This window comes from Aurantiacibacter sp. MUD61 (assembly GCF_027912455.1).
In the GTDB taxonomy this organism is placed as follows: domain Bacteria; phylum Pseudomonadota; class Alphaproteobacteria; order Sphingomonadales; family Sphingomonadaceae; genus Alteraurantiacibacter.
The window spans coordinates 2,451,653-2,472,175 of sequence record NZ_CP115446.1; the positions used below are offsets into that span (position 1 = coordinate 2,451,653).

21 protein-coding genes are annotated in these 20,523 nt (G+C 60.3%); 8 read left to right on the forward strand and 13 right to left on the reverse strand.

Annotated features, from left to right (window positions below; translation table 11 throughout):
- Window positions 1-22 precede the first annotated feature (22 nt).
- The 3 genes from O2N64_RS11775 to O2N64_RS11785 are packed head-to-tail and all read right to left on the reverse strand — an operon-like array spanning window position 23 to window position 2,522.
- Window positions 23-484, reverse strand: a complete 462-nt coding sequence (locus O2N64_RS11775) for a TadE/TadG family type IV pilus assembly protein (RefSeq protein ID WP_271077780.1) — start codon at window positions 482-484, stop codon at window positions 23-25.
- Window positions 481-939, reverse strand: coding sequence for a TadE/TadG family type IV pilus assembly protein (locus O2N64_RS11780; protein ID WP_271077781.1), 459 nt, complete (start codon window positions 937-939; stop codon window positions 481-483). Before O2N64_RS11780 ends, O2N64_RS11775 begins: the two co-directional genes overlap by 4 nt.
- A complete protein-coding gene (locus tag O2N64_RS11785) occupies window positions 936-2,522 on the reverse strand; it encodes a TadE/TadG family type IV pilus assembly protein (RefSeq protein ID WP_271077782.1) in 1,587 nt (528 codons plus the stop codon). The genes O2N64_RS11780 and O2N64_RS11785 overlap by 4 nt, the downstream gene beginning before the upstream one ends.
- A 304-nt stretch (window positions 2,523-2,826) precedes the next feature.
- On the opposite strand from O2N64_RS11785, the gene O2N64_RS11790 reads away from it, so the two are divergent.
- Both O2N64_RS11790 and O2N64_RS11795 read left to right on the forward strand, forming a co-directional pair.
- On the forward strand, window positions 2,827-3,486 hold the full coding sequence (locus O2N64_RS11790; protein WP_271077783.1) for a hypothetical protein: 660 nt from the start codon (window positions 2,827-2,829) through the stop codon (window positions 3,484-3,486).
- A 31-nt stretch (window positions 3,487-3,517) separates the two neighbouring features.
- Window positions 3,518-3,988 carry an EF-hand domain-containing protein gene (locus O2N64_RS11795; protein ID WP_271077784.1) on the forward strand — a complete coding sequence of 157 codons (471 nt, stop codon included), beginning with the start codon at window positions 3,518-3,520 and terminating at the stop codon, window positions 3,986-3,988.
- Here the strand turns inward: O2N64_RS11795 and trmFO are convergent.
- Window positions 3,985-5,355 (reverse strand): methylenetetrahydrofolate--tRNA-(uracil(54)-C(5))-methyltransferase (FADH(2)-oxidizing) TrmFO, encoded by a 1,371-nt coding sequence (gene trmFO / locus O2N64_RS11800; RefSeq protein ID WP_271077785.1) that lies wholly within the window; start codon window positions 5,353-5,355, stop codon window positions 3,985-3,987. The genes O2N64_RS11795 and trmFO overlap by 4 nt on opposite strands.
- A gap of 62 nt (window positions 5,356-5,417) precedes the next feature.
- On the opposite strand from trmFO, the gene O2N64_RS11805 reads away from it, so the two are divergent.
- Together O2N64_RS11805 and O2N64_RS11810 are read left to right on the forward strand one after the other, a co-directional pair.
- Window positions 5,418-6,104, forward strand: a complete 687-nt coding sequence (locus O2N64_RS11805; RefSeq protein ID WP_271077786.1) for a lysoplasmalogenase family protein — start codon at window positions 5,418-5,420, stop codon at window positions 6,102-6,104.
- A 4-nt stretch (window positions 6,105-6,108) separates the two neighbouring features.
- Window positions 6,109-6,306 carry a hypothetical protein gene (locus O2N64_RS11810; protein WP_271077787.1) on the forward strand — a complete coding sequence of 66 codons (198 nt, stop codon included), beginning with the start codon at window positions 6,109-6,111 and terminating at the stop codon, window positions 6,304-6,306.
- A gap of 22 nt (window positions 6,307-6,328) precedes the next feature.
- On the opposite strand, the gene gyrA is transcribed toward O2N64_RS11810, so the two are convergent.
- Window positions 6,329-9,166, reverse strand: a complete 2,838-nt coding sequence (gene gyrA / locus O2N64_RS11815) for a DNA gyrase subunit A (RefSeq protein WP_271077788.1) — start codon at window positions 9,164-9,166, stop codon at window positions 6,329-6,331.
- 298 nt (window positions 9,167-9,464) lie between these two features.
- Here gyrA and O2N64_RS11820 point away from each other — a divergent pair, with 298 nt between their 5' ends.
- Window positions 9,465-10,742 carry a hypothetical protein gene (locus O2N64_RS11820; RefSeq protein ID WP_271077789.1) on the forward strand — a complete coding sequence of 426 codons (1,278 nt, stop codon included), beginning with the start codon at window positions 9,465-9,467 and terminating at the stop codon, window positions 10,740-10,742.
- A gap of 109 nt (window positions 10,743-10,851) precedes the next feature.
- Window positions 10,852-11,736, forward strand: a complete 885-nt coding sequence (locus O2N64_RS11825; RefSeq protein ID WP_271077790.1) for a DUF2167 domain-containing protein — start codon at window positions 10,852-10,854, stop codon at window positions 11,734-11,736.
- Here O2N64_RS11825 and ychF read toward each other — a convergent pair.
- Window positions 11,733-12,833, reverse strand: a complete 1,101-nt coding sequence (gene ychF / locus O2N64_RS11830; protein ID WP_271077791.1) for a redox-regulated ATPase YchF — start codon at window positions 12,831-12,833, stop codon at window positions 11,733-11,735. The genes O2N64_RS11825 and ychF overlap by 4 nt on opposite strands.
- 130 nt (window positions 12,834-12,963) lie before the next feature.
- Here ychF and O2N64_RS11835 point away from each other — a divergent pair, with 130 nt between their 5' ends.
- Complete coding sequence (locus O2N64_RS11835; protein ID WP_271077792.1) at window positions 12,964-14,481, forward strand: tetratricopeptide repeat protein; 1,518 nt, start codon at window positions 12,964-12,966, stop codon at window positions 14,479-14,481.
- A gap of 80 nt (window positions 14,482-14,561) precedes the next feature.
- Here O2N64_RS11835 and O2N64_RS11840 read toward each other — a convergent pair whose 3' ends face one another.
- The gene (locus tag O2N64_RS11840) at window positions 14,562-15,293 is read right to left on the reverse strand and encodes a cistern family PEP-CTERM protein (RefSeq protein WP_271077793.1); all 732 of its coding nucleotides are present in this window, start codon (window positions 15,291-15,293) and stop codon (window positions 14,562-14,564) included.
- A 224-nt stretch (window positions 15,294-15,517) separates the two neighbouring features.
- Between O2N64_RS11840 and O2N64_RS11845 the strand changes: the two genes are divergently transcribed.
- Complete coding sequence (locus O2N64_RS11845; RefSeq protein ID WP_271077794.1) at window positions 15,518-16,567, forward strand: tetratricopeptide repeat protein; 1,050 nt, start codon at window positions 15,518-15,520, stop codon at window positions 16,565-16,567.
- 2 nt (window positions 16,568-16,569) lie between these two features.
- Here O2N64_RS11845 and pth read toward each other — a convergent pair whose 3' ends face one another.
- From pth to O2N64_RS11875, 6 genes are all read right to left on the reverse strand, one after another.
- Entirely contained in the window at window positions 16,570-17,139 is a 570-nt protein-coding gene (gene pth / locus O2N64_RS11850) for an aminoacyl-tRNA hydrolase (RefSeq protein WP_271077795.1), read from the reverse strand.
- Between the two features lie 89 nt (window positions 17,140-17,228).
- Window positions 17,229-17,924 (reverse strand): 50S ribosomal protein L25/general stress protein Ctc, encoded by a 696-nt coding sequence (locus tag O2N64_RS11855; protein WP_271077796.1) that lies wholly within the window; start codon window positions 17,922-17,924, stop codon window positions 17,229-17,231.
- 105 nt (window positions 17,925-18,029) lie between these two features.
- Window positions 18,030-18,785: a TraB/GumN family protein gene (locus O2N64_RS11860; protein WP_271077797.1), complete on the reverse strand. Its 756-nt coding sequence runs from the start codon at window positions 18,783-18,785 to the stop codon at window positions 18,030-18,032.
- A 110-nt stretch (window positions 18,786-18,895) separates the two neighbouring features.
- On the reverse strand, window positions 18,896-19,828 hold the full coding sequence (locus O2N64_RS11865; RefSeq protein ID WP_271077798.1) for a TraB/GumN family protein: 933 nt from the start codon (window positions 19,826-19,828) through the stop codon (window positions 18,896-18,898).
- 50 nt (window positions 19,829-19,878) lie between these two features.
- Entirely contained in the window at window positions 19,879-20,076 is a 198-nt protein-coding gene (locus O2N64_RS11870) for a helix-turn-helix transcriptional regulator (protein ID WP_271077799.1), read from the reverse strand.
- Window positions 20,076-20,501 (reverse strand): hypothetical protein, encoded by a 426-nt coding sequence (locus tag O2N64_RS11875; protein WP_271077800.1) that lies wholly within the window; start codon window positions 20,499-20,501, stop codon window positions 20,076-20,078. The genes O2N64_RS11870 and O2N64_RS11875 overlap by 1 nt, the downstream gene beginning before the upstream one ends.
- Window positions 20,502-20,523: the final 22 nt, after the last annotated feature.

The following is a 20,523-nucleotide window of genomic DNA, read 5'->3' on the forward strand; positions in this document are numbered from 1 at the left end:
TGTTTTCGGACGAGCCGTGTCGTTACGTACCGCTGCCTGCGCTGCTGTCGAGCAGGAAGATCGGACGCTCGAAATCGAGTCTCGGACCGTCGATATCGATGAACTCCAGCACGCTGGTGATCTGATAGGTGACCGTGATGGTCATTTCCGTTGCACCGTCGACGCGCTGGGTCTCAGCCTCTTCGACAGTCATTCCCAGGCGATCTGGATCCATTAGATAGGGCGAACCCTGCGCGTGGTTACGGCCCCAGGTGCGGATTTGCGATGCGGACACAGTATTGCCCGTTTGATACTGCACCATGGCGTAGCGAGACACGTCAGCGGACAGGTTCCGCATGGCGTTATAGCTCTGCAATCCCAATCCAACCTGCAGCACACCCAGCATCATCACGAGGAAAGCAGGGCCGAGCAGCGCGAATTCGATCGCGGCTGCACCCAAGGTGTCCTGACGGAGGCGGTTGAGGAAAGCACGCATGGCGGTCATCCGATCTGCACAGTGCGACTGACGTTGAAGTCGAAGCCGGAATTAACCCCGAACTTGGTCCAGACCGGGGTATAGGTGTCGCTGATGTCGACCCTGATGAACTTGTATTCCGGTTGCGAACCGCAGCTATCTGCAGTGGTTACGTAATCGTCGGCGGTGCCGCAGCGGTAGATTTGCGTGACCGTGACCTGCTCGTTCGTAAGGCCCGTCGATGTGACCAGAATATTGCGAACCGTGGTGCGTTTCTCTTCCGTGTCGGGGATGGTGGCGCGCACAACAGCAGCAGCTTCAGCTGCGGCGCTCTGCAATTCCGTCTGACGAGCGACCATGGAACTGACTTCGAAGCCGCCCAGTGCAAGCACCAGCAGGATAGGCGCGACGAAGGCCGTCTCGATAGCCATCGAGCCGTCATCATTGCGCCTGATCCGCGCGACACGGGCGAGGGCACGCATCATGCGACCAACCGCACTTTCGCAGCAGTGGTGACCACGGTCGTATCTTCCGATGAATCCGCTGGGCAGAATGTCGACATGTTGGTCGTACCGGTGATGGTGATGTTGCTCGCTGCAATCATCAGGCACTGGCTGGTAACGCCAATCGTACCGGCGAACTGCACATTCGTTGTCGGGAAATACAACGCTCCGTTGAGCACGGTGTTGGCGTTCCCGTTGAATTTGGTCTTGTTGCTGCCTGGTGAGCTGCGGTCTTCGAAGACGAGCATGCCAGCGAGGTCATTCGCATCATCGGCAGGCACGCCAACAGCCATCAGGTCCGATGCCTGCATCGCGGTCAGATTGACATCCGCGCCGCCGGTGATGTCGATATAAGCCCCATCGTACAGCACGAACATGACGGCAGAGCCGGTTACTTCGTACTGGCCGGGGATCTTCAGGCCACCGCCACGCAGATGATACACGCCGGGCGCAAAAGCGGTGTTACAGCTGATCTGCAGATCGCTGTAAGTGCCGGGTCGGACGGAGCCAGCCTGCGCACCTTCTTCCACCACGACGTTGTCGTGCGTGGTGTACACAGTGGTTGTCTTGCGTTCCCATTTGCGACTGGAACCTGAGCCCCCAAGGCTTGTCCATTGGACAGAACTGGACTCGGTCGTTCCGGCTTCTGTGCCATTAGGCACGCGAATCCCTTCATCGAAACTCGTTACGCGGGAATCTTCCTTGCCTTCGCCATTGGCCCACCCGGTTGCATTGCGCTCATTGCTGCCCTGGTAATAGTCATATTCCGTAACAGTGACGCGCGTGACATCGGCCGTAGTCGTGTCTGGCTCCGCGCTGCATGAATAGGTGCGCTCGACCAGCGTTTCATCGGGGGCGGGCGGCTCAAGCTCCTCGAACGGATCGTAGAGACCTTCCATGTTCTCCATGATGATATCGTCGGTGTTTTCCTTGAGCCAGTCATCAACACCGCCTGCGGCCAGAATCCAACCCGCAGCGACGGTAGGATTGCCGTTGACCGAGATTGCTTCATCCGCAGTCGATAGGGCGGCAAGGCCGCAGCTGGCAGTCAGCACCGAGTTACCGCCGATGGTGATGGCGCCGGTGTCTTCTTCATCGAGCGCCACCAGGCAGCTGGTGAAAGTGGCACCTTCTTCGAAACTTGCCTGGGCATAGGCATAAATCGTGGTCGATCCGCCGGTCAGGAAGCTGGTGAAGGGCAGCGTCTTGTTTGCGGTGGCCGAAACGGCGACCGAGTTGAGATTGCCGCCAGCGTAATCCGCGAGGCGAATAGAAGGCGCCTCGTTGAAATCATCGGTGACCGAGAGGTTCGCGTTGAATTCCTGCAGGGCGCGGGCGGAATAGGTGCTCGCAGTATCCTCGTCCGCCATGGCCCATGCGCCAGCGACAGCCGACTGATCGACTGCAAACTGCAATTCGCGCTTCCACATATACCACTGCGTCATATCGACGCCGAGGCCCGCACCGCCGATCAATACCGGCATTCCAAGCGCGACAAGCAAAGTGGCGTTCCCGGAGGAGCAACCAGCCATACGGGCAATATTCCGACGGATCTTGGTGATCATAGTGAGGCCTGCTTTTTGCAAATATTATTGTGGCTGTGGCGCGCTGTAGCGAATGCGTGGTTTCCAGGAAGTAACGCGATACGGTTAACAAGCCGGAAACTGCGGGCATCGGTGCTGTCCGCTTGGCTGCGCACGATCGCTGAGCGCGTCATGGTTTGGATGAATCCCATTTCCATGAATCGCTCTGATAGCCGGGGCGCATCAACGCTTCGGTAAGAAAACAGGTAAATTCCTTACTACCAACTGGCCCTCGACCTTTCGGTCCGGCTTGACGCGACCACTATCCCACGGCAGGCGCGCGGCCATGCAGGATGCGCTGATCGATACTCTCCCTTTGCCCCAGCGGCTGGCGCTCAGCTACGCGCCGCGCAAAATGCGGGGAGCAACGCTGGCGCTGCTCGCACTCGATGAGCGGCTCTCGGGCATTCTGCGGCAAAAGGGTGAGACGATCATCGCCCAGATGAAGCTCGCATGGTGGCGCGATCGCTTTGCCGAAGCGCCGAGCGAATGGCCTGAAGGTGAGCCATTGCTGGCCTTGCTGCGCGAATTCCCAGGCGATCTCGCGCGCCTTGGCAAGGTGGTGGACGGCTGGGAGTTGCTGCTTTCTGACACGCTGGATGCTGAAGCTATCGAAACGTTCGCGCATGGCCGCGCACAAGGCTGGCTGGCGCTGGCGCGCGCTCAGGATCCGGAAATCGACGAGATGGCCGTCCTGAACCCGGCAAGGCAATTCGTCTTCGCCGATCTCGCCTTGCATCTCGATCAGGGCGACGAGCGCGCGGCCGTCGAAGCTCTGCTGAAGATGGAGCGCCGCTCCCGGACAGGAAAAGCGCCTAAGTCTGTCCGATCCCTTATCGTCCTGCAGGCATTGGCATTGCGCGCAATCGACCACTCGCATGAAAGCCTTTTAACCGGTCCCGCTGCGATGGCGCTTGCCATGAGGGTTGGCATTACAGGACGTTAGCGTAGGATGCCGGGCCTAAGGAGAAAGGCCCATGAACCGCATCCTGCTTGGCGCTTTCGGTGCATTATTGCTCGCAACACTCGGCCTGTTCTGGATGCAGGGCAGGGCGCAGGTCGAAGAGGCCGCGCCACCGCCAGATCCCGATGCGGAGCAGGCGAGTGACGAGCCGGAGGGCCTGCCTACGGCCGATGTCGCCGATCTGGAAGGCCCAGCCCCTCCTGAGGCAAGTGAATTGACGCGCGAGCAGCGGCGGTTCTTTCGCTACGATCGCAACCGCGATCTGAAGATCACGCGAAATGAAATGCTTTCGACGCGAACCGATGCGTTCCGCCGGCTCGATACCGATGGCAACAATCTGCTGACGTTCGAAGAGTGGGCGATCACCACTTCCACCCGGTTCGAGGAGATGGACGGTGATGGCGACAATGAGCTGACACAGGCCGAATTCGCCACCAGCGCACCCGCGCCGCGCCGCTCGTCACGCCCGCGTTGCAATTGTTAAGCGGGCACGCTTTCCAGACCTGCCAGCCACTCTCCAAAATCGGCCTTGCCGCGCTCAGTATAGGCTTCCTTGCGTTGCTTTTTCGGTACTTTCTCGAGCGTGGGAAACAGGCCGAAATTCACATTCATCGGCTGATAGGAACTCGCCTCCGCGTCGCCGGTAATATGGCTTAGCAAGGCGCCCATGGCTGAGGTTGCCGGCGGGCCGGTCCAGCTTTCTCCGCGCAGCTCGCACGCCGCCATCAGTCCGGCGAGCAATCCCACAGCGGAACTTTCGACATAGCCCTCGCAGCCACTGATCTGCCCGGCGAAACGAATGTGCGGTGCGCTTTTCAGGCGGAGCTGCCGATCCAGCAGCATGGGTGAATTGATAAAAGTATTACGGTGCATTCCGCCAAGCCGCGCGAATTCGGCGTTCTCCAGCCCCGGAATGGTGCGAAACAGCTCGACCTGCGCGCCATATTTCATCTTGGTCTGGAAGCCGACCATGTTCCACAGCGTGCCGAGCTTGTTGTCCTGCCGCAGCTGGACGACGGCATAGGGCCAGCGGCCCTGCGGATGCTCTTCAGTACGATCATGCGGATTGTCGAGGCCGACGCCTTTCATCGGGCCATAGCGCAGCGTTTCCACCCCGCGTTCGGCCATCACCTCGATCGGCATGCAACCATCAAAATAGGGCGTATCGGCTTCCCAATCCTTGAACTCGCCCTTTTCAGCATCAAGCAGGCCCTGATGGAAAGCGAGATACTGCTCCTTCGTCATCGGGCAATTGATGTAATCGCCATCCTCGTTCGAGGCGTCGGTCCGCTTGTTCCAGCGTGACTGGATCCAGCACACATCCATATCGATGCTGTCGCGATAGACGATAGGGGCAATGGCATCGAAAAAGGCGAGGCGATCCTCGCCAGTAGCTTTGACGATGCTCTGCGCGAGTGAGGCTGCCGTGAGCGGCCCGGTGGCGACGATGGTCATGCCTTCGCCCGGCAATTCCTCCACCAGTTCGCGCACCACTTCGATATTCGGATGCTCGCTGAGAGCTTTCTCGACTTCGGCGCTGAAAACATCGCGATCGACTGCCATCGCGCTGCCGGCAGGCACGCGCGCTTTTTCGCCTGCAGCCATCACCAGGCTGTCGAGCCGCCGCATCTCATGATGCAGCAGGCCAACGGCATTCTTGGTATCATCGTCGCTGCGGAAGGAATTCGAGCACACGAGCTCTGCCAGACCATCGGTCTGGTGCGCATCGGTGTGCCCCTGACCACTGCCGCGCATCTCGGACAGGCGCACTTTCACGCCGCGCTGCGCCAATTGCCATGCGGCTTCGCTGCCAGCGAGACCGCCGCCGATAATGTGCACCTGATGAGTCATGTGGCGCAGATAAGTCCGAATGCCTTCTGGCGCAAACGCTGTCTTGGGATTAGGTCGCTTGGATGCCTCACCGCGCGCTTTCACAAAAACGGCCCTATCTCGTTCTCAGCGTCCTTGCGGCGCTCGCCTATTTCTACCTGCAGGCGACCAATTTGCCGGGGCTTTACCTCATCCCGATCAAGGGCAGCGCGGTTGCCTTTCTCGCGCTTTACGCCTGGATGCGGCACGGCAGCCGCGATGCACGAATGCTCACCGCCGCTCTGGTGTTCGCCAGCCTTGGCGATATGGCGATCGAGCTGGACCTGATCGCGGGCGCCGTGGGTTTTGTCGGCTTCCATATAATCGCGCTGCTGATGTTCCTGCGCCACAAGAGAGAGGCCCTTGAAGGCCGCGACAGCGTGATGTTTATCGCCCTGCTGCTGGGCACGCCTTTCGTCGCATATCTTCTGCCCTACGATCCCGACATGAAGCCCCTCGTCGCCCTCTATGCCCTTCCACTCGGCGCGATGGCGGCCGGTGCATGGGCGAGCGATTTCCCCCAGATGCGCGTGGCAGCGGGAGCGATCCTGTTCGTGATATCCGATTGGCTCATCTTCGCCGAAATGGGTCCGCTGTCCGGCAGTCCCATTCCGCAATATCTCGTCTGGCCGATCTATTATCTCGGCATCTTCCTGATCACCATCGGCGTCATCACGACACTCAGAAAGCGCGATCCGGAGTTGCGGGTGGTGAAGGGCGGGGCGGACTAGGGAATTGCTGTCGAAAACCGCCTTTCAGAATATCGCCGACCTTCTGGACGGCTCGCCGCTCAAAAACGGTGAGATCCGGCGCATTCCGGGCATGGGCGCGCACTTCGTCGCCCCCGAAGGGACCGTGCTACCGGACGGTCACGAGATTCTGATGCAATTTACCTTCGACGGGAAGGCACTCGTCTTCGTGCGCAAAATCTGAGCTTCGTTGCGCCCGGCGGACGTCAGTCCTCCGGCTCATCTCCGATATTATCATCCCGGTCCATCGTCGTGTCTGGTATCGTCACATCACCGCCACCGCGACGTTCGAGCATTTCCTCGACGACCGCTTCTTCAGCTTCATTTTCGGGGCTCTCGTCCTCGTCGATCAAAGCTGCGCCGACGATGGTTTCGCCCTTGGCCACATTGAAAATGCGGACACCGGAAGAACCGCGACCGTAGATGGAGAAGCCCTTGTGGTCTTCGAAACCGCCTTCGACCAGATGGCGGAAGTCGATCGGCAGGCGGATCAGCTTCGCACGGTCCGTCACCAGCATAAGTTGCGAGCCATGCTTGACGGTGAAGCTGGCGACCACTGGCCCGTTGCGATCCTCATCACTCGGCGTGCCGATATTCGTCAGGCCCTGACCGCCGCGCCCGATGGTGCGATATTCGTAGGCTGACGAAATCTTACCGTAGCCATTGGCGGTGAGCGTCAGGATGAACTCCTCGCGTTCCGCCATTTCTGCCTGAATATCGCCGTCGAGCGTCGGCTCATTGTCATTATTCTTCCACGCGGCGGCGCGGAGATAGGCCTCTCGCGTCTCCATATCGGCATCGAGCCGATCGAGGATAGCGAGCGAGACGACCTTTGCGCCGTCTTTCAAGGTCATACCGCGCACACCTATGCCGGTGCGGCTCTTGGTTTCGCGCGCATCGGTGGCGGAGAAGCGGATGGCCTTGCCAGAGTCGGAGGCGAGGAACACTTCCTGGTCTTCGCTGAGCAATTCCACACCGATCAGGCGGTCATTGCTGCCTTCGACGAAGCCCATCGCATATTTGCCATTGGACGGCACATTGGTGAAGGCATCCATCGAATTGCGGCGAACCATTCCCTGCTCGGTCGCGAAGATGATGTTGAGCGCTTCCCAATCAGCCTCATCCTCGGGCAGCGAGAGTACGTTGGTGATCCGCTCATCATCGCCCAGCGGCAGGAGATTGACCATCGGACGACCCTTGGTCTGCGGCCCGCCTTCGGGAAGCTTCCAGACCTTCAGGCGATAGACGCGGCCCGTATTCGTAAAGAACAACACAGGGTTATGCGTCGAAGTTACGAACATTTCGACGACGGCATCCTCGTCCTTCGTCGCCATGCCGCTGCGGCCCTTGCCACCGCGTGCCTGCGCGCGGAATGTCGCGAGCGGAGTACGTTTGATGTAGCCGCCATGGGTGACGGTCACGACCATTTCCTCGCGCTCGATCAGGTCTTCGTCTTCGATCCCATCCCAGGCAGGTGCGATTTCAGACATGCGGGGGGTGGCGAACTGATCGCGCACTTCCTGCAATTCCTCACGCATCACGCCGTAGAGCTTCGCCCGGTCGGCGAGCAGCGAGAGATAGTATTCAATCTGGTCGGCAAGTTCTTTTAATTCATCGCCAATTTCATCGCGGCCAAGCGCGGTCAGGCGATGGAGACGGAGATCGAGGATGGCTTTCACCTGCCGCTCCGACAGGCGATAGGTGCCACCGCTTTCATCACTGGACGGCTCGATCGCTTCGACCAGCGCGATATACTGCGCGATATCGCCGATCGGCCACTCCTTGGTGAGCAGCCTTTCGCGCGCGATCTGCGGATTGGAAGAGCCACGGATCATCGCCACGACTTCATCGAGGTTCGACACTGCGACCACCAGGCCGAGCAAGACGTGGGCACGATCACGCGCCTTGTTCAGCTCGAACTTGGTGCGGCGAGTGATGACCTGCTCGCGGAAATTGATGAAAGCCTGGATGAAATCGCGCAGCGCCAGCGTTTCTGGCCGACCACCGCGAATGGCGAGCATGTTCGCGGGGAAGCTGCTCTGCGCAGGCGTATGTCGCCACAGCTGGTTGAGCACCACGTCAGGCGTCGCATCGCGCTTCAGATCGATGACGACGCGGACACCGGCGCGCGAGCTCTCGTCACGGATATCGGAAATGCCTTCGATCCGCTTTTCCTTGGCGGCATCGGCGATCTTCTCGACCAGGCCAGCCTTGCCGACCTGATAGGGAATGGACGTAAGAACAATGCTTTCGCGGTCTCCCTTGCCGACTTCGATCTCATGCCGGCTGCGCATCAGAATGCTGCCGCGGCCCGTCGTATAGGCAGAGCGCGCGCCCGATTTGCCGAGGATCAGCGGCGCTGTCGGGAAATCGGGACCGGGAATAATTTCGTGGAGCTGCTCGGACGTGATGCCCGGATCGTCCATATAGGCGAAACAGCCGTCGATCACTTCGCCAAGGTTATGCGGCGGAATATTGGTCGCCATGCCGACTGCGATACCGCCTGCGCCATTCACCAGCAGGTTGGGGAAGCGCGCCGGAAGAACCGACGGCTCTTTCTCGCTGCCATCGTAATTGTCGACGAAATCGACAGTATCCTTGTCGAGATCGTTCAGCAGCGGCTCTGCTGCGCGCGCAAGCCGGCTCTCGGTATAACGCATCGCTGCGGGCGGATCCGGGTCCATGCTGCCGAAATTGCCTTGACCATCGATCAGCGGGACGCGCAAGGACCATGGCTGCACCATGCGGGCGAGGGCATCGTAAATCGCGCTGTCGCCGTGTGGGTGGTACGAACCCATCACTTCACCAACGATCTTGGCGGATTTTCGATAAGGCCTGCTGGCGGTGTAGCCGCCGACCTGCGCAGCATAAAGAATGCGGCGATGGACCGGCTTCAGCCCGTCCCGCACGTCTGGCAGAGCACGGCTGACGATCACGCTCATCGCGTAATCGAGATAGCTCGTCTTCATCTCATCGACGATGTCGATGCGTCCGTATTCTTCGGGTGCCGGGGTAGGGTTCAGATTGTCGGTCTCATCACTCACGGAGATGTCGATCCATCGTTATTTCAGTTGGCCCTGAAACTAGGGGAACGGGGGGCGGAACGCCAATTATCTCGCCTTCAGAAGCGGGGAGAAAGCGCGCTTTTCCACACTTAACGCGCCGGTTCGCGCGGATCGCCCGGATTTGCGGCATAACCTCATTTTACAATCGCGTTCAAACGGCATTCAGCGCGGTTTGTGTAGGACATATTTGCAATCTCGGGCGTTGTATGAATAAGCCGCCCGCTGAAAGACGCGGTGGCGAAAGGCCACCACAAGAAGTTTTCAGGAGAATACATCAATGTTTCGCGCTTTCCGCTCCACTCGTCGGAAATCCTCGCTCTATGCCCTCGCTCTGGCACTGTCAGGCGGCGCGGCCTTCGGCGTGACTGCTGTCGCTCCGGCTACTGCCGCTGCGCAGGAAATGCCCGATCCTTCTTCCGGCTTTGCTGCCGTATATAACGAAGCCATTCCGCTGGTACAGGCAGAGACTGCCAACTGGCAGGCTGCACAGGCAATTTTGCCGCGCATGACGGCCGCTATCGAAAACAATCGCGATCGCGACCTTGCCGGTCGTTACATGATCGCTGTCGGCAGCGAACTGTCCGACCGCCAGCTGCAGCGTCAGGGTATTGAATTGCGCCTCCAAGGCGGGCTCGTGGCGGCTGAGCAGCTTGGCGTGCTCAATTGGTATGCCGGTAACTTCGCTCTTGAAGCTGACGACTACGAAGCATCGCGCGCCTTCCTGAATGCCGCACTTGCTGCTGGCTATCGCGAAGAAGGCGTGGACATCGTCAACCTGATCGCTCGCACCTACATGGAGCAGGGCGATGATCTGGGTTCTTACAACTTCCTGACCGGCGCGATTGCAGAGGCTGATGCCGCTGGCAACGCTGTTCCGGAGGCATGGCTGCGCAATTCGCTGCAGTACGCCTACGAAGAAGCGATGATGCCGGAGACGCTCGATATCGTTGTCCGTCTTATCAATGATTATCCTGCTGATCGTTCCTGGAGCGATGGCCTGCGGATCATGGAGCAGACGCTGACACTGTCAGACGACGCGGCCGTTGATCTCTATCGCCTGATGGCCGAACGCGGTGCTCTGGTCGATCGTTCGACCATGGTGAGCTATATCGAGGAAATCGATCCGCGCCTCATGTCGAATGAAGTGCTCGAGATCCTGCAGCTTGGCATGGACTCAGGCGTGTTCACCTCCAGCGATCCCTATTACACGGAAGTTCAGGGCATCGCCTCTGGCCGCGCCTCGATCGATCGTAACGGTATCGGTGGTATCGTTTCGGAAGGCCGCAATGGCGACGCGCTCGATGCGATGAACGCTGGCGATGTGCTCTACTCGCTCGATGACTATGCTCAGGCAGAGCAAATGTATGCGCTTGGTCTGGAGCGCGGTTTTGACGCCAACACCGCCAACCTGCGGATCGGTATCAACCAGGCGATGCAGGGCAAGCACGAAGAGGCTTTGACCAGCTTTGCTGCCGTCACTGGCGAGCGTCAGCCGGTTGCTGCACTCTGGGCAGCGCATGTTGAAGCGATGCACGCCGATATGGGCGCGATGTAAGCCGCGCTGAAAGCGAAAATCTGAAAGGGGCGGGAGACGGTGGCGTTTCCCGCCCTTTTTCATGCGCGATGCACGTGATGGTAAGTCTTGTCTGGCAAAGGCCCGCAGCATGAGAACCTTCGCCGCCCTTCTTGCCGGACTGGCCGCGCTGTGCGCAGCTCCTCTTGCAGCGCAAGACGGGGAGGGGCGCACGCTCAGCCCGCAAAACGGCACTATTCCCATCCCCGCCGCCAACGCGACGCTATCGCTCGGCGACGAATATGATTTTTACGTCGCTGAGGACGCGCGAACTATCATCGTCGACTATTGGGAAAACCGCCCGGAACAAGCCGAGGTCGTCCTCGGCGTCATCCTGCCCGCCGGCCTTGACCCGCGCGAGGATGGTTGGGGCGGCATCGTCACCTATGCCGACACCGGTTGGATTTCGAATGAGGATGCCCGCAGCGCCGATTACGATGTCATTCTGGAAGAAATGCAGGCCAATGCGCGCGCCGAAAATCTGGAACGCAGCGGTCTCGGTTATCCGGAGCTTGAGATTGTGGGCTGGGCCCAGCAGCCAACCTACGATTCAGTCAGCCACGCGCTGATCTGGGCGCGCGAATTCGACTTTTCGGATAGCGACACCAATGCCCTGTCATACGATGTGCGCCTGCTGGGCCGCGAAGGCGTGCTGAGCATCAATTTCGTCGCCGACATGGACAAGCTGCCCGCAATCCGCCGCGCTGCGGATGATATCACGGCTGCAAGCCGCTTCGATCCGGGCGCGCGCTACGAAGACTACGAAGCCGGGCGCGACGATGTCGCTGGTTATGGCCTGGCGGGCCTTGTGGCGAGCGGGGCCGGCCTTGCTGTGGCCAAGCAGTTCGGCCTGTTCGCCATGCTGGTAAAACTGGCGAAACCGCTGCTTGTGGGCCTTGGCATCGCGCTGGCGCTGTTCTTCGTACCGATACGCCGCTGGCTGCGGCGTAGGCGCGAGGGGAGCGCAGCAGCTTAGACGTTGAACTTGAAGAGCATCACGTCGCCATCCTGCACGACGTATTCCTTGCCTTCCTGCCGCAGCTTGCCCGCATCCTTCGCACCATTCTCACCGCCAAGCGCGATGTAATCGTCATAACCGATAGTTTCGGCGCGAATGAAGCCGCGTTCGAAATCGGTGTGGATTTCGCCCGCCGCCTGCGGAGCCTTGGCACCATTGGGGAAAGTCCAGGCGCGCGATTCCTTGGGGCCAGCGGTGAAGAAGGTCTTGAGTCCGAGCAGCTGGTATCCTGCGCGGATGACACGGGCGAGCCCGCTTTCTTCAAGGCCGAGATCGGCCAGAAACTCACCGCGATCTTCGGGCTCCATCTGGACCAGTTCGGCCTCGATGGCCGCCGATACCACGACAGCTTGCGCGCCTTCGGCCGCCGCTTTCTCGAAGACCCGCGCGGACAGTTCATTGCCCTCCGCAGCGTCTTCTTCGGCAACATTGCAGACGTAGAGCACAGGCTTCGCCGTCAGCAGCTGAGACTGGCGGAAAACGCGCGCTTCCTCATCGTCATTCGGCTCAACAAGGCGGGCGGGCTTGCCATCGCGCAGCAACTCCAACGCCTGACCCAGCACGCTTGCGGTAATCTTGGCTTCCTTGTCGCCCGCGGTGGCGCGCTTGGAAGCGTTGTCCACGCGCTTTTCGAGGCTTTCGAGATCGGCGAGCATCAGCTCGGTTTCGACCACTTCGGCATCGGCGATGGGATCGACCTTGTTCGCGACATGCTGGATATCGTCATCCTCGAAACAACGCAGCACATGGACGATCGCGTCGACTTCGCGAATGTTGCCCAGGAACTGGTTGCCCAATCCTTCGCCCGCGCTCGCGCCTTTGACGAGGCCGGCAATGTCCACAAAGCTCAGCTGCGTCGGAATAACCTTCGCGCTCTTGGCAATCGCGGCGATTTTCTCGAGCCGCTCGTCGGGGACAGAGACCTGGCCCACATTGGGCTCGATCGTGCAGAACGGATAGTTGGCAGCCTCTGCCACCTGTGTTTCCGTCAACGCGTTAAACAGGGTCGATTTGCCGACATTGGGCAGGCCAACGATGCCGCAGCGAAATCCCATGGATATAAACCTTCAAAACATGTCCAGATACTGCCGCGCGCCTTAGCGGGGCAGGGCGGACAATGCCAGCGCTCGCAGCACGCAATTTCGATAAACCGGTTCTCAACCGGTTTGGCGTAGGGCCGGGGCCATGAAAATCATCAGCCGACCAGCAATTGCCTGCCTTGCCGCACTCTCCCTGGCCGCGTGCGGCTTGTCTCCGGAGGAGCGGCTCGACCGCGCCGAGGAAGCGTTTGCCGAAAACCGCTTTAACGAGGCCCGTCTGGATCTTGCCAGCGTGTTGCAAGAGGACGCGAATAATGTTGCGGCGCTCCAATTGCTCGCGCGTACACAGCTGCAAGCCGGCGATGGTGAAGGCGCCTACTCCTCCTTGCAACGCCTCGATGAGCTGAGCGCGCGTCCGGCCGATTACGACCAGATGCTGGCGGAGGCGCAATTGCTGCGGGGTAATTTCGAAGCGGCGATCGGGTCGGCGGAAGCTCTCGCTTCCGCTGAGGGCGCTCGTATCATTGCACTTTCACACATCGGTCTTGGCGAAGGGCGGGAGGCGCAATCCGCATTCGAGGCTGGACTGACGATGTCCGGTGATCGTTCGCGCCTGCTGGCCGATTATGCAATTTTCATGTTGCAGGCTGGCGATGCAGAGGCTGCACACCGCTTGGCGACACAGGCGCTGGAAGCGAATGAAAATGGGCTCGATCCGCTCCTAGCAAATGCCCGCATCGTCATGGCGAGAGGCGACATGAACCGGGCGCTGGGATTTTACACCACTGCCGCCGAGGAGTGGCCTGAAAACCGACTCGCGATTCTCGGCCGTATCGGCGTGTTGGGTGATCTAGGGCGGCTTGAAGAGGCCCGTCCGCTGATTGCCGATCTGGCCGATCGCCTGCCGGGTGATCCCGATGTCATCTATCTACAAGCGCGCCTGGCCGCCGAAGATGGCGATTGGGAAGACGTGCGCGCCATCCTGCAACCTGTTGAAGGGCGCGATCAGGCGCAGCAACAACTGCTATACGCGCGCGCGCTGCTCGAACTCGACTTGCCCGAGCAGGCCATGCCGCGCTTGACCTCGCTACTGCGTTCCGCGCCGGGCGATCCAGAGGCGCGCCGCCTTCTTGCCCGCGCCCAGTTGGAAACCAATGAACCCGCAGCTGCCTTCGCCACCATTCGACCTCTCGCAGCCAGCGCTCTCGGCACGTCGCAAGACCTGGCGATATTCGCCGCATCGGCGCGTGCGAGCGGTCGATCGGCTGGCATCGATGACGCTCTGGCCGCTGCCCCGCCAAGCGAGCGTTTGGGCTTGCTGCTCGCCCAGGGTGACAGTGCTTTGCAGCGAGAGAACTGGCGCGCGGCCATCGATGCCTATGAAGAACTGCGCCGCTGGACGGGTGACAGAAACGCGCTCGTCCTGAACAATCTCGCTTTCGCGCGGGGGCGGACGGGCGATACGGCTGAGGCGATCAGGCTCGGTGAAATGGCGCATGAACTCGCGCCCGAACATCCATCGATCATGGACACCTTGGGGTGGCTGCTTGTCGAAAGCGGCGAAGACAGGTCACGCGGGTTGCTCCTGCTCGAACGCGCGGCCCAGCTCGATCCCGACAATCCGACGATCAACCGTCATTTGTCCGAAGCGCGAGGCGGTTAGGCTGCGCTCAGACACCCTGAACGAAAAAAGGGCGCTGCATCGAAATGCGGCGCCCTTTTTGGTCTAATTGTCTTCGCTAATCAGGCGAATGCGGGCCGGGCGGGCTGAACGGGCTCAATATCCCGGCGACGGCGCATCAAGCCGAGCGAGAACAGCGCGATAGCCAGCAGTCCGAGCATGCCCGGCGCAGGCACCGGCGTGCCGCTGGTTGTCGTACCGCTTGTCGAGGTTTGACCACCGGTTGCCGAACCGATGCTTCCGGCACCGGTGATGCCCTGATAGCGCACGAAGAAGTCGTCGAGCGTAATTTGCGCGGCGTCCGGATCGAAGAACAGCGAGAGCGATCCGGTACCCGTCGAGCCTTCGGACACGCCGCCGCCATTCGAGCAGGATCCGCTGTTGGCGGCCTTGAAGCACACGTCTACGGCGCCGATCTGGTTCGGCAGGCTTGGATCGCTGCCGCGCCCATCGGTGACGAATGCAAACTGATATGCGCCATCAACATCCGCACCGACGATGTCGGGATCGACATTGAATGCGAAGCTGGAAATGTTCGACGTCAGGCCTGAGCCGGTGGTGTTCAGCATCTCGTACGAGAAATTATACGTGTCGCCAGTCACGCTATCGAGCGTCAGGATAAGTGTCGCCGTCAAACCATTGATAGTGCTGCTGCTATCGCCAGAGAAGCCGTCGAAATCGATGAAAAAGCTGTTGCCGACATCGCCCGAACTCAGGCTGATGGGCTCGGCATAGGCAGGAGCAGCCATCGCCAGAGCCGCTATTGCGGCAAGGCCCGTTGCAAGCTTTTTCATCGTCTCTCGTCCTCAAAAACTATAGTTCACACATCTGAAGCAAAAGCCGTGCCATCCGCTGAATTGCGCAATTCCTATGGTTAACACCCCTCGCTAGAAGGTTAATGTGTCAAGAATTTCGACGTTTCACGGTTTCTTTGCCGTTCTCCTCTAAGGGAATGCGCATGAAATCATTGCGCGCCTTAGCTGCCTTTTTGGTGCTGCCTCTTGCGGGCTGTTCGCTCTTGGCCAGCCAACCGCTGGAGGACGCGCGCGAGGCGTTGGCGCAACAGGACTATTTCGCTGCGCAAGAGCACGTGCTGGCCGCGCTCCAGGACGATGCGCGCGATATTGAGGCCCTCACCCTGCTGGCGCAAATCCAGCTGGCCATGGGGCAGGGCGGCGATGCGCTCTTGACGCTCGATCGTCTTGAAGAGGCTGGCGCGCAAGGCGATCATCTTACCCTGATCCGCGCGGAAGCGATGCTGCAAGGGGGGCAGGCCGAAGAGGCGTTCGCGCTGCTCGACGGGCTTGAGAGTGCCGAGAGCTGGCGACTGCGAGCGCTAGCCGCCGCGATGGTCGGCAATGATGAAGAGGCTGCCGCGCATTTCCTTGCCGGGCGTGAGTCGGAGGGGGACAAGCGCAAGCTGTTTACGGCCGCAGCGACCTTCCATCTCAATCGCGGAGATGCCGATGCGGCTCGCTTCGCCGTCGGGCAGGCGCAGCAATTGGCACCTGACGCGATCGAGACGTTGTTCGTGTCCGCTCGCCTTGCGGAGCTCGACGGACGGTCTGATTTCGCCTCGCGCGCCTATCTCGCGATTCTCGAACGCACGCCCAATGATCGCCCGGCATTGCTGGGCGCGATCCGAGAGCTCGACAAGCTCGGCCGTGTGGATGTTTTCGCGCCGCTAATCAACCGTGGCAGACAAGCCTATCCTGAGGATATCGAGTTCATTTATCTCGACGCCAGTCTGAAAGCGTTCGAAGGCAATTGGACAGCCGCGCGCGATCTGTTGCAGCAATACGAGACCGCCGTGCAGGAGCATGATGACGCGCGCGGCCTCTATGCCCAATCACTGCTGGCTTTGGGGCAATACGAACAGGCGCGCGCACTTATGGCGCCGCTCAACCGCCGTTTCCCTGACAATGCTGCCTATGCGCGGGTGTACGCGCGAATCCTGTTAGAACTGGGCGAGAATGCCCAGGCCGCGAATGTGATCAGTCCAATCCTGCGCGGTCCCGATGCATCCGACATTGATCGCGAACTCGCCGAGCGCGCAGGACGCGGCTGACGCTAGTCCTGCATCCGTAGCGCGACATCGCTCATGAAACGGGCGTTGTCGCCTTTCGCCAGCCAGTCTGCTTCCGCGCTCACAGCTGCCAGCATGTCGGTCAGCCCGTCCATTTCCGCTTTGGCGTAATTGCCGAGCACATAGCCATGTACGCGGTCCTTGTGCCCGGGATGGCCGATGCCAAGGCGAACGCGGCGAAAGTCTGCGCCGCAATGCTGGTCGATGGAGCGCAGGCCGTTGTGGCCCGCGTGCCCACCGCCGACTTTCACCTTCACTTTGAACGGCGCGAGATCGAGCTCATCATGGAAGACGGTGATCGCGTCCAGTTCCAGCTTGAAGAAGCGCATTGCCTCGCCGACGCTGCGGCCGCTTTCATTCATGAACGTGGCTGGTTTTAAGAGCATGATCCGCTCGCCGCCGATCCGGCCTTCCTGCATCCAGCCCTGGAATTTCTTCTGCACCGGGCCGAAATCGTGCATGTCCGCCATGACGTCGCACGCCATGAAGCCGACGTTGTGCCGGTGCATGGCGTATTTCGGTCCGGGATTTCCTAGGCCAACCCAAAGCTGCATGGCGTTCCTCTAGCCGCGGTACCTACAAATGCAAACGCCGGCCCCTTGCGAGGCCGGCGCTGCTTGTTTCTCGAAACGAAAGAGAGTGATTACTCGCTCTTCTCTTCCTGTTCCTCGGCGGCATCCGCATCCGGACCCTGTTCGGTCGCGGCGGTTTCGCCGGGCTCCATGTCTTCGCCGGTCTGGTCTTCGCCTTCGCCTTCACCTTCCGAACGCTTGAGAGCGGACGGTGCGACGACGGTTGCGATGGTGAAGTCACGGTCGATATTGTTCTCGGCACCAGCAGGCAGCGAAACTGCGCTGATGTGGATCGAATCGCCAACTTCGAGGCCGGTAACGTCGATTTCGATTTCGCCCGGGATCTTGTCTGCTTCGCAGGCCAGTTCCAGTTCGTGACGAACAACGTTGAGCACGCCGCCCTTCTTGAGGCCGGGGCTTTCTTCTTCGTTGGTGAAGACGACAGGGATGTTGACGACGATCTTCGCGTCCTTGGCAAGGCGCAGGAAGTCGACATGTTCCGGACGGTCGCTCACAGGGTGCAGCGCCACATCCTTCGGAATCGTGCGGTGGGTGCCACCGTCGACATCGATCATCACGAGGGAGTTCATGAAGTGGCCGGTGCCAAGCAGTTGGACCAGTGCCTTTTCTTCCACGTGGATCGTGGTGGGTTCTTCCTTGCCGCCGTAGATCACAGCGGGGACGCGGCCTTCGCGACGCAGTGCACGGGAGGCTCCCTTGCCAGCCCGTTCGCGCAGCTCGGCCGACAGTTTAAGAGCGTCGCTCATAATACGTGCCTTTCGATATGCATATGTAATACCCCTTCAACCACGCCTCCAGGGATGACCATGGCAGGGGAGGCGCGCGTTTAGCAGCAATAGGGGGAAATGCAACTACTGGATGCGGGTGACGGTGTAGCCCTCTGCCTCAAGCAGAGCAGGGAGGCCGTCTTCGCCAAGCATATGCGCCGCGCCGACAGCGACGAATGGTTTATCGCCCGCCTCGATTGCCTCCCGGATCGCCGGAAGCCATGCGAGATTACGGTTCGTGTGAAGCGCAGCGCGCAGTTCCGGATCGCTCGTGATGCCCTGCTCGGCAGATTGCGCGAATGTCACCATGTCTCCGGTCAGCCACGCGCGCAAAGCGTCATCGCGTGAATTGCCCTCCGCAGCTTCCGCGACCGCAAGCAGAAGGTCCTGCTGTTCTTCCTCGGGCAGCTCGTCGAAAATGGACAATTGGCTGCGTGTCGTCTCCAATCCGATGACCGTGTCCGAGCGATCGCGCAAAGTCCGGTCCACGCCATTGCCCGCATCTCCCTCGCGAACGGCGTTGGACAGCGTAATCGCTGCAACCCAGGTCTCGCTCTGGCGCAAATCCTCTTCGTCCATATCCGCACGGTCGAGCAGGGCCCTGACCTGTGCCCGCTCTTCTTCGGGAAAGCGCTGGGTCAGAGGCGTGAGCCCCTCGCGCATGCCAAGCAAGCGAAACCACTCGGCTCCGCCATGACGGCCGTAATCGGCGATTTCGAGGATCAGGACACCGCGTTCCGACAGCGCGGTGTCGAGCGGCGCGGTGTACCACGCCACGCCATCGGGCAGCGCATGAACCGTCCCGAACAGCCACCCGCGCTCGCCCTCGGGCGAGGTCACTTCCCATAGCGCAGGCGAGGGCTCAGGCCATTCCCGCTGCGGTTCGGAATCGCCAAGGACGCCGCAGCTTGTCAGCCACAGCGCCCCCAGCGTTACGAGAAAGAAGCGGATCAGTATTGGACGCGTTCCGCTGCAATCCCGCGCTGTTCCAGGAAATCCTGAACGCTGTATTCACCCGCAAGGTGGCCCGCACCGACCGCGATAAACACGGTGCCCGGCTGGTCCATGCGCTCGTCAATCCACTCCGCCCAGGCGTAATTGCGCTGGGTCAGCAGGTTGTAATAGAGGTGCGGATCTTCACCCATCGGTTCGTTGATCATGGTTGCCAAGCCGATAGGGTCACCCTCGATCCATTCGCCGACCATGTCCTCAAACATCTCATTCATCGCGTCCATATCTTCCATCCCGTCGGTCAGGAAAGCGAGCTGCGACTGGAGCGGCAGCGTATCGAAGAAAGTCATCTGCTGTTCGACAGTCTCGAAAGCAGCACGATCCTTGCCTTCGATAAGATGATCTAGCCGGCGCTCCACGCCATTGGACGGATCAAGGCCCGCCTGCTGAAAAGCGACCTGCATCAGCGTCATCGCAGCGAACCAAGGCTCGAAGCCATCCAATGCGGCAACCGGCAAGCCCAGTTCCTGCATCGTGGTTTCATATGCGGTGCGCTGTTCCTCGTTCATCAGGTCACGCAGGGTGCCGCCAGTGGTCAGCTGCGCCATCTGCGCCTGCATCTGTGCGATTTCGACGAGTTCAGGCGGAGGTGGTGTGCCCGATGCAGGATCGTAATCGGGAATGACGCTGGTATCGATTTCCGACACGAACTGGTCCGAACTTTCGAGCGCAGCAGTGATCGTCGGGTTCATGAATTCGGTGCCCTCCGGCAGGATGTGGACCGTTCCGAACAGGTAGATCGTGGTGTCCTCATCACTCACCGTCCACATGGCCGGAGTGGGGTTTTCGGCATCCTGCGCGCTGGCTGCCATGGGCAGAGCCGCGACGGCGAAAGCGAGCGCAGAGGCGGAAGTCAGTATTTTACGGAACATAATTCTCTCCTTTGGGGGAAGTGTGGTTGCAGATTGTTCGGAAGGCAACGCTAGCCCTCGGCATCATCGAAAATCTCCTCGATGGGCATTTCAAAAAGGCGGGCGATACGGAATGCGAGCGGGAGCGACGGATCGTGCTTGCCCGTCTCGATCGCGTTGACAGCCTGGCGCGAGACATCGAGATGCCCAGCCAGCTCCGCCTGGCTCCAGTCACGCATCGCGCGCAGGACTTTCAGCTTGTTCTGCATCAGGCTGTCCCTCGAACTCGGAAGATCGCGTAGCCAGTGGCCCAGCTTCCCATCAGCACTGCGACGATCCGGTCCTTGCTCAAGTCTCCCAGGCCCCAGCTTGCCATCGGCAAGATGTCGAAAGCGAGGTGAAAAAGGATAGTCACCATCACACCGACAAGCGCGCCGAAGGCGACCGCCTTGTAAGTGAATTCATCATTCATGCGCTGATCCGCCTTGGTGCCCAGAACGGCAACGCCGGTGAGGATCACTACGGCTGCAATGGTAGCCAGGCCAGCGAGCAGAGGGTTGGCAGCCGCAGCGATGCTGTCTGCGCCTTCTGCACTTGTTTCGAACAGCATCATGCTAGCGACCAGCGCGAGGGCGATGAACACCAGGTCGAGGCCAAGGAAGGGTCCGAATGAGCGTTTGGAATTACCCAGCATGGCGAACTCCTAGAATTGATGC

Excerpts from the sequence above, each read along its gene's own strand:
- O2N64_RS11775 (WP_271077780.1), bottom strand. The coding sequence starts at position 484 with ATGACCGCCATGCGTGCTTTCCTCAACCGCCTCCGTCAGGACACCTTG.
- O2N64_RS11780 (WP_271077781.1), bottom strand. The coding sequence starts at position 939 with ATGATGCGTGCCCTCGCCCGTGTCGCGCGGATCAGGCGCAATGATGAC.
- O2N64_RS11785 (WP_271077782.1), bottom strand. The coding sequence starts at position 2,522 with ATGATCACCAAGATCCGTCGGAATATTGCCCGTATGGCTGGTTGCTCC.
- O2N64_RS11790 (WP_271077783.1), top strand. The coding sequence starts at position 2,827 with ATGCAGGATGCGCTGATCGATACTCTCCCTTTGCCCCAGCGGCTGGCG.
- O2N64_RS11795 (WP_271077784.1), top strand. The coding sequence starts at position 3,518 with ATGAACCGCATCCTGCTTGGCGCTTTCGGTGCATTATTGCTCGCAACA.
- trmFO (WP_271077785.1), bottom strand. The coding sequence starts at position 5,355 with ATGACTCATCAGGTGCACATTATCGGCGGCGGTCTCGCTGGCAGCGAA.
- O2N64_RS11805 (WP_271077786.1), top strand. The coding sequence starts at position 5,418 with ATGCCTCACCGCGCGCTTTCACAAAAACGGCCCTATCTCGTTCTCAGC.
- O2N64_RS11820 (WP_271077789.1), top strand. The coding sequence starts at position 9,465 with ATGTTTCGCGCTTTCCGCTCCACTCGTCGGAAATCCTCGCTCTATGCC.
- O2N64_RS11825 (WP_271077790.1), top strand. The coding sequence starts at position 10,852 with ATGAGAACCTTCGCCGCCCTTCTTGCCGGACTGGCCGCGCTGTGCGCA.
- ychF (WP_271077791.1), bottom strand. The coding sequence starts at position 12,833 with ATGGGATTTCGCTGCGGCATCGTTGGCCTGCCCAATGTCGGCAAATCG.
- O2N64_RS11835 (WP_271077792.1), top strand. The coding sequence starts at position 12,964 with ATGAAAATCATCAGCCGACCAGCAATTGCCTGCCTTGCCGCACTCTCC.
- O2N64_RS11840 (WP_271077793.1), bottom strand. The coding sequence starts at position 15,293 with ATGAAAAAGCTTGCAACGGGCCTTGCCGCAATAGCGGCTCTGGCGATG.
- pth (WP_271077795.1), bottom strand. The coding sequence starts at position 17,139 with ATGCAGCTTTGGGTTGGCCTAGGAAATCCCGGACCGAAATACGCCATG.
- O2N64_RS11855 (WP_271077796.1), bottom strand. The coding sequence starts at position 17,924 with ATGAGCGACGCTCTTAAACTGTCGGCCGAGCTGCGCGAACGGGCTGGC.
- O2N64_RS11865 (WP_271077798.1), bottom strand. The coding sequence starts at position 19,828 with ATGTTCCGTAAAATACTGACTTCCGCCTCTGCGCTCGCTTTCGCCGTC.
- O2N64_RS11870 (WP_271077799.1), bottom strand. The coding sequence starts at position 20,076 with ATGCAGAACAAGCTGAAAGTCCTGCGCGCGATGCGTGACTGGAGCCAG.
- O2N64_RS11875 (WP_271077800.1), bottom strand. The coding sequence starts at position 20,501 with ATGCTGGGTAATTCCAAACGCTCATTCGGACCCTTCCTTGGCCTCGAC.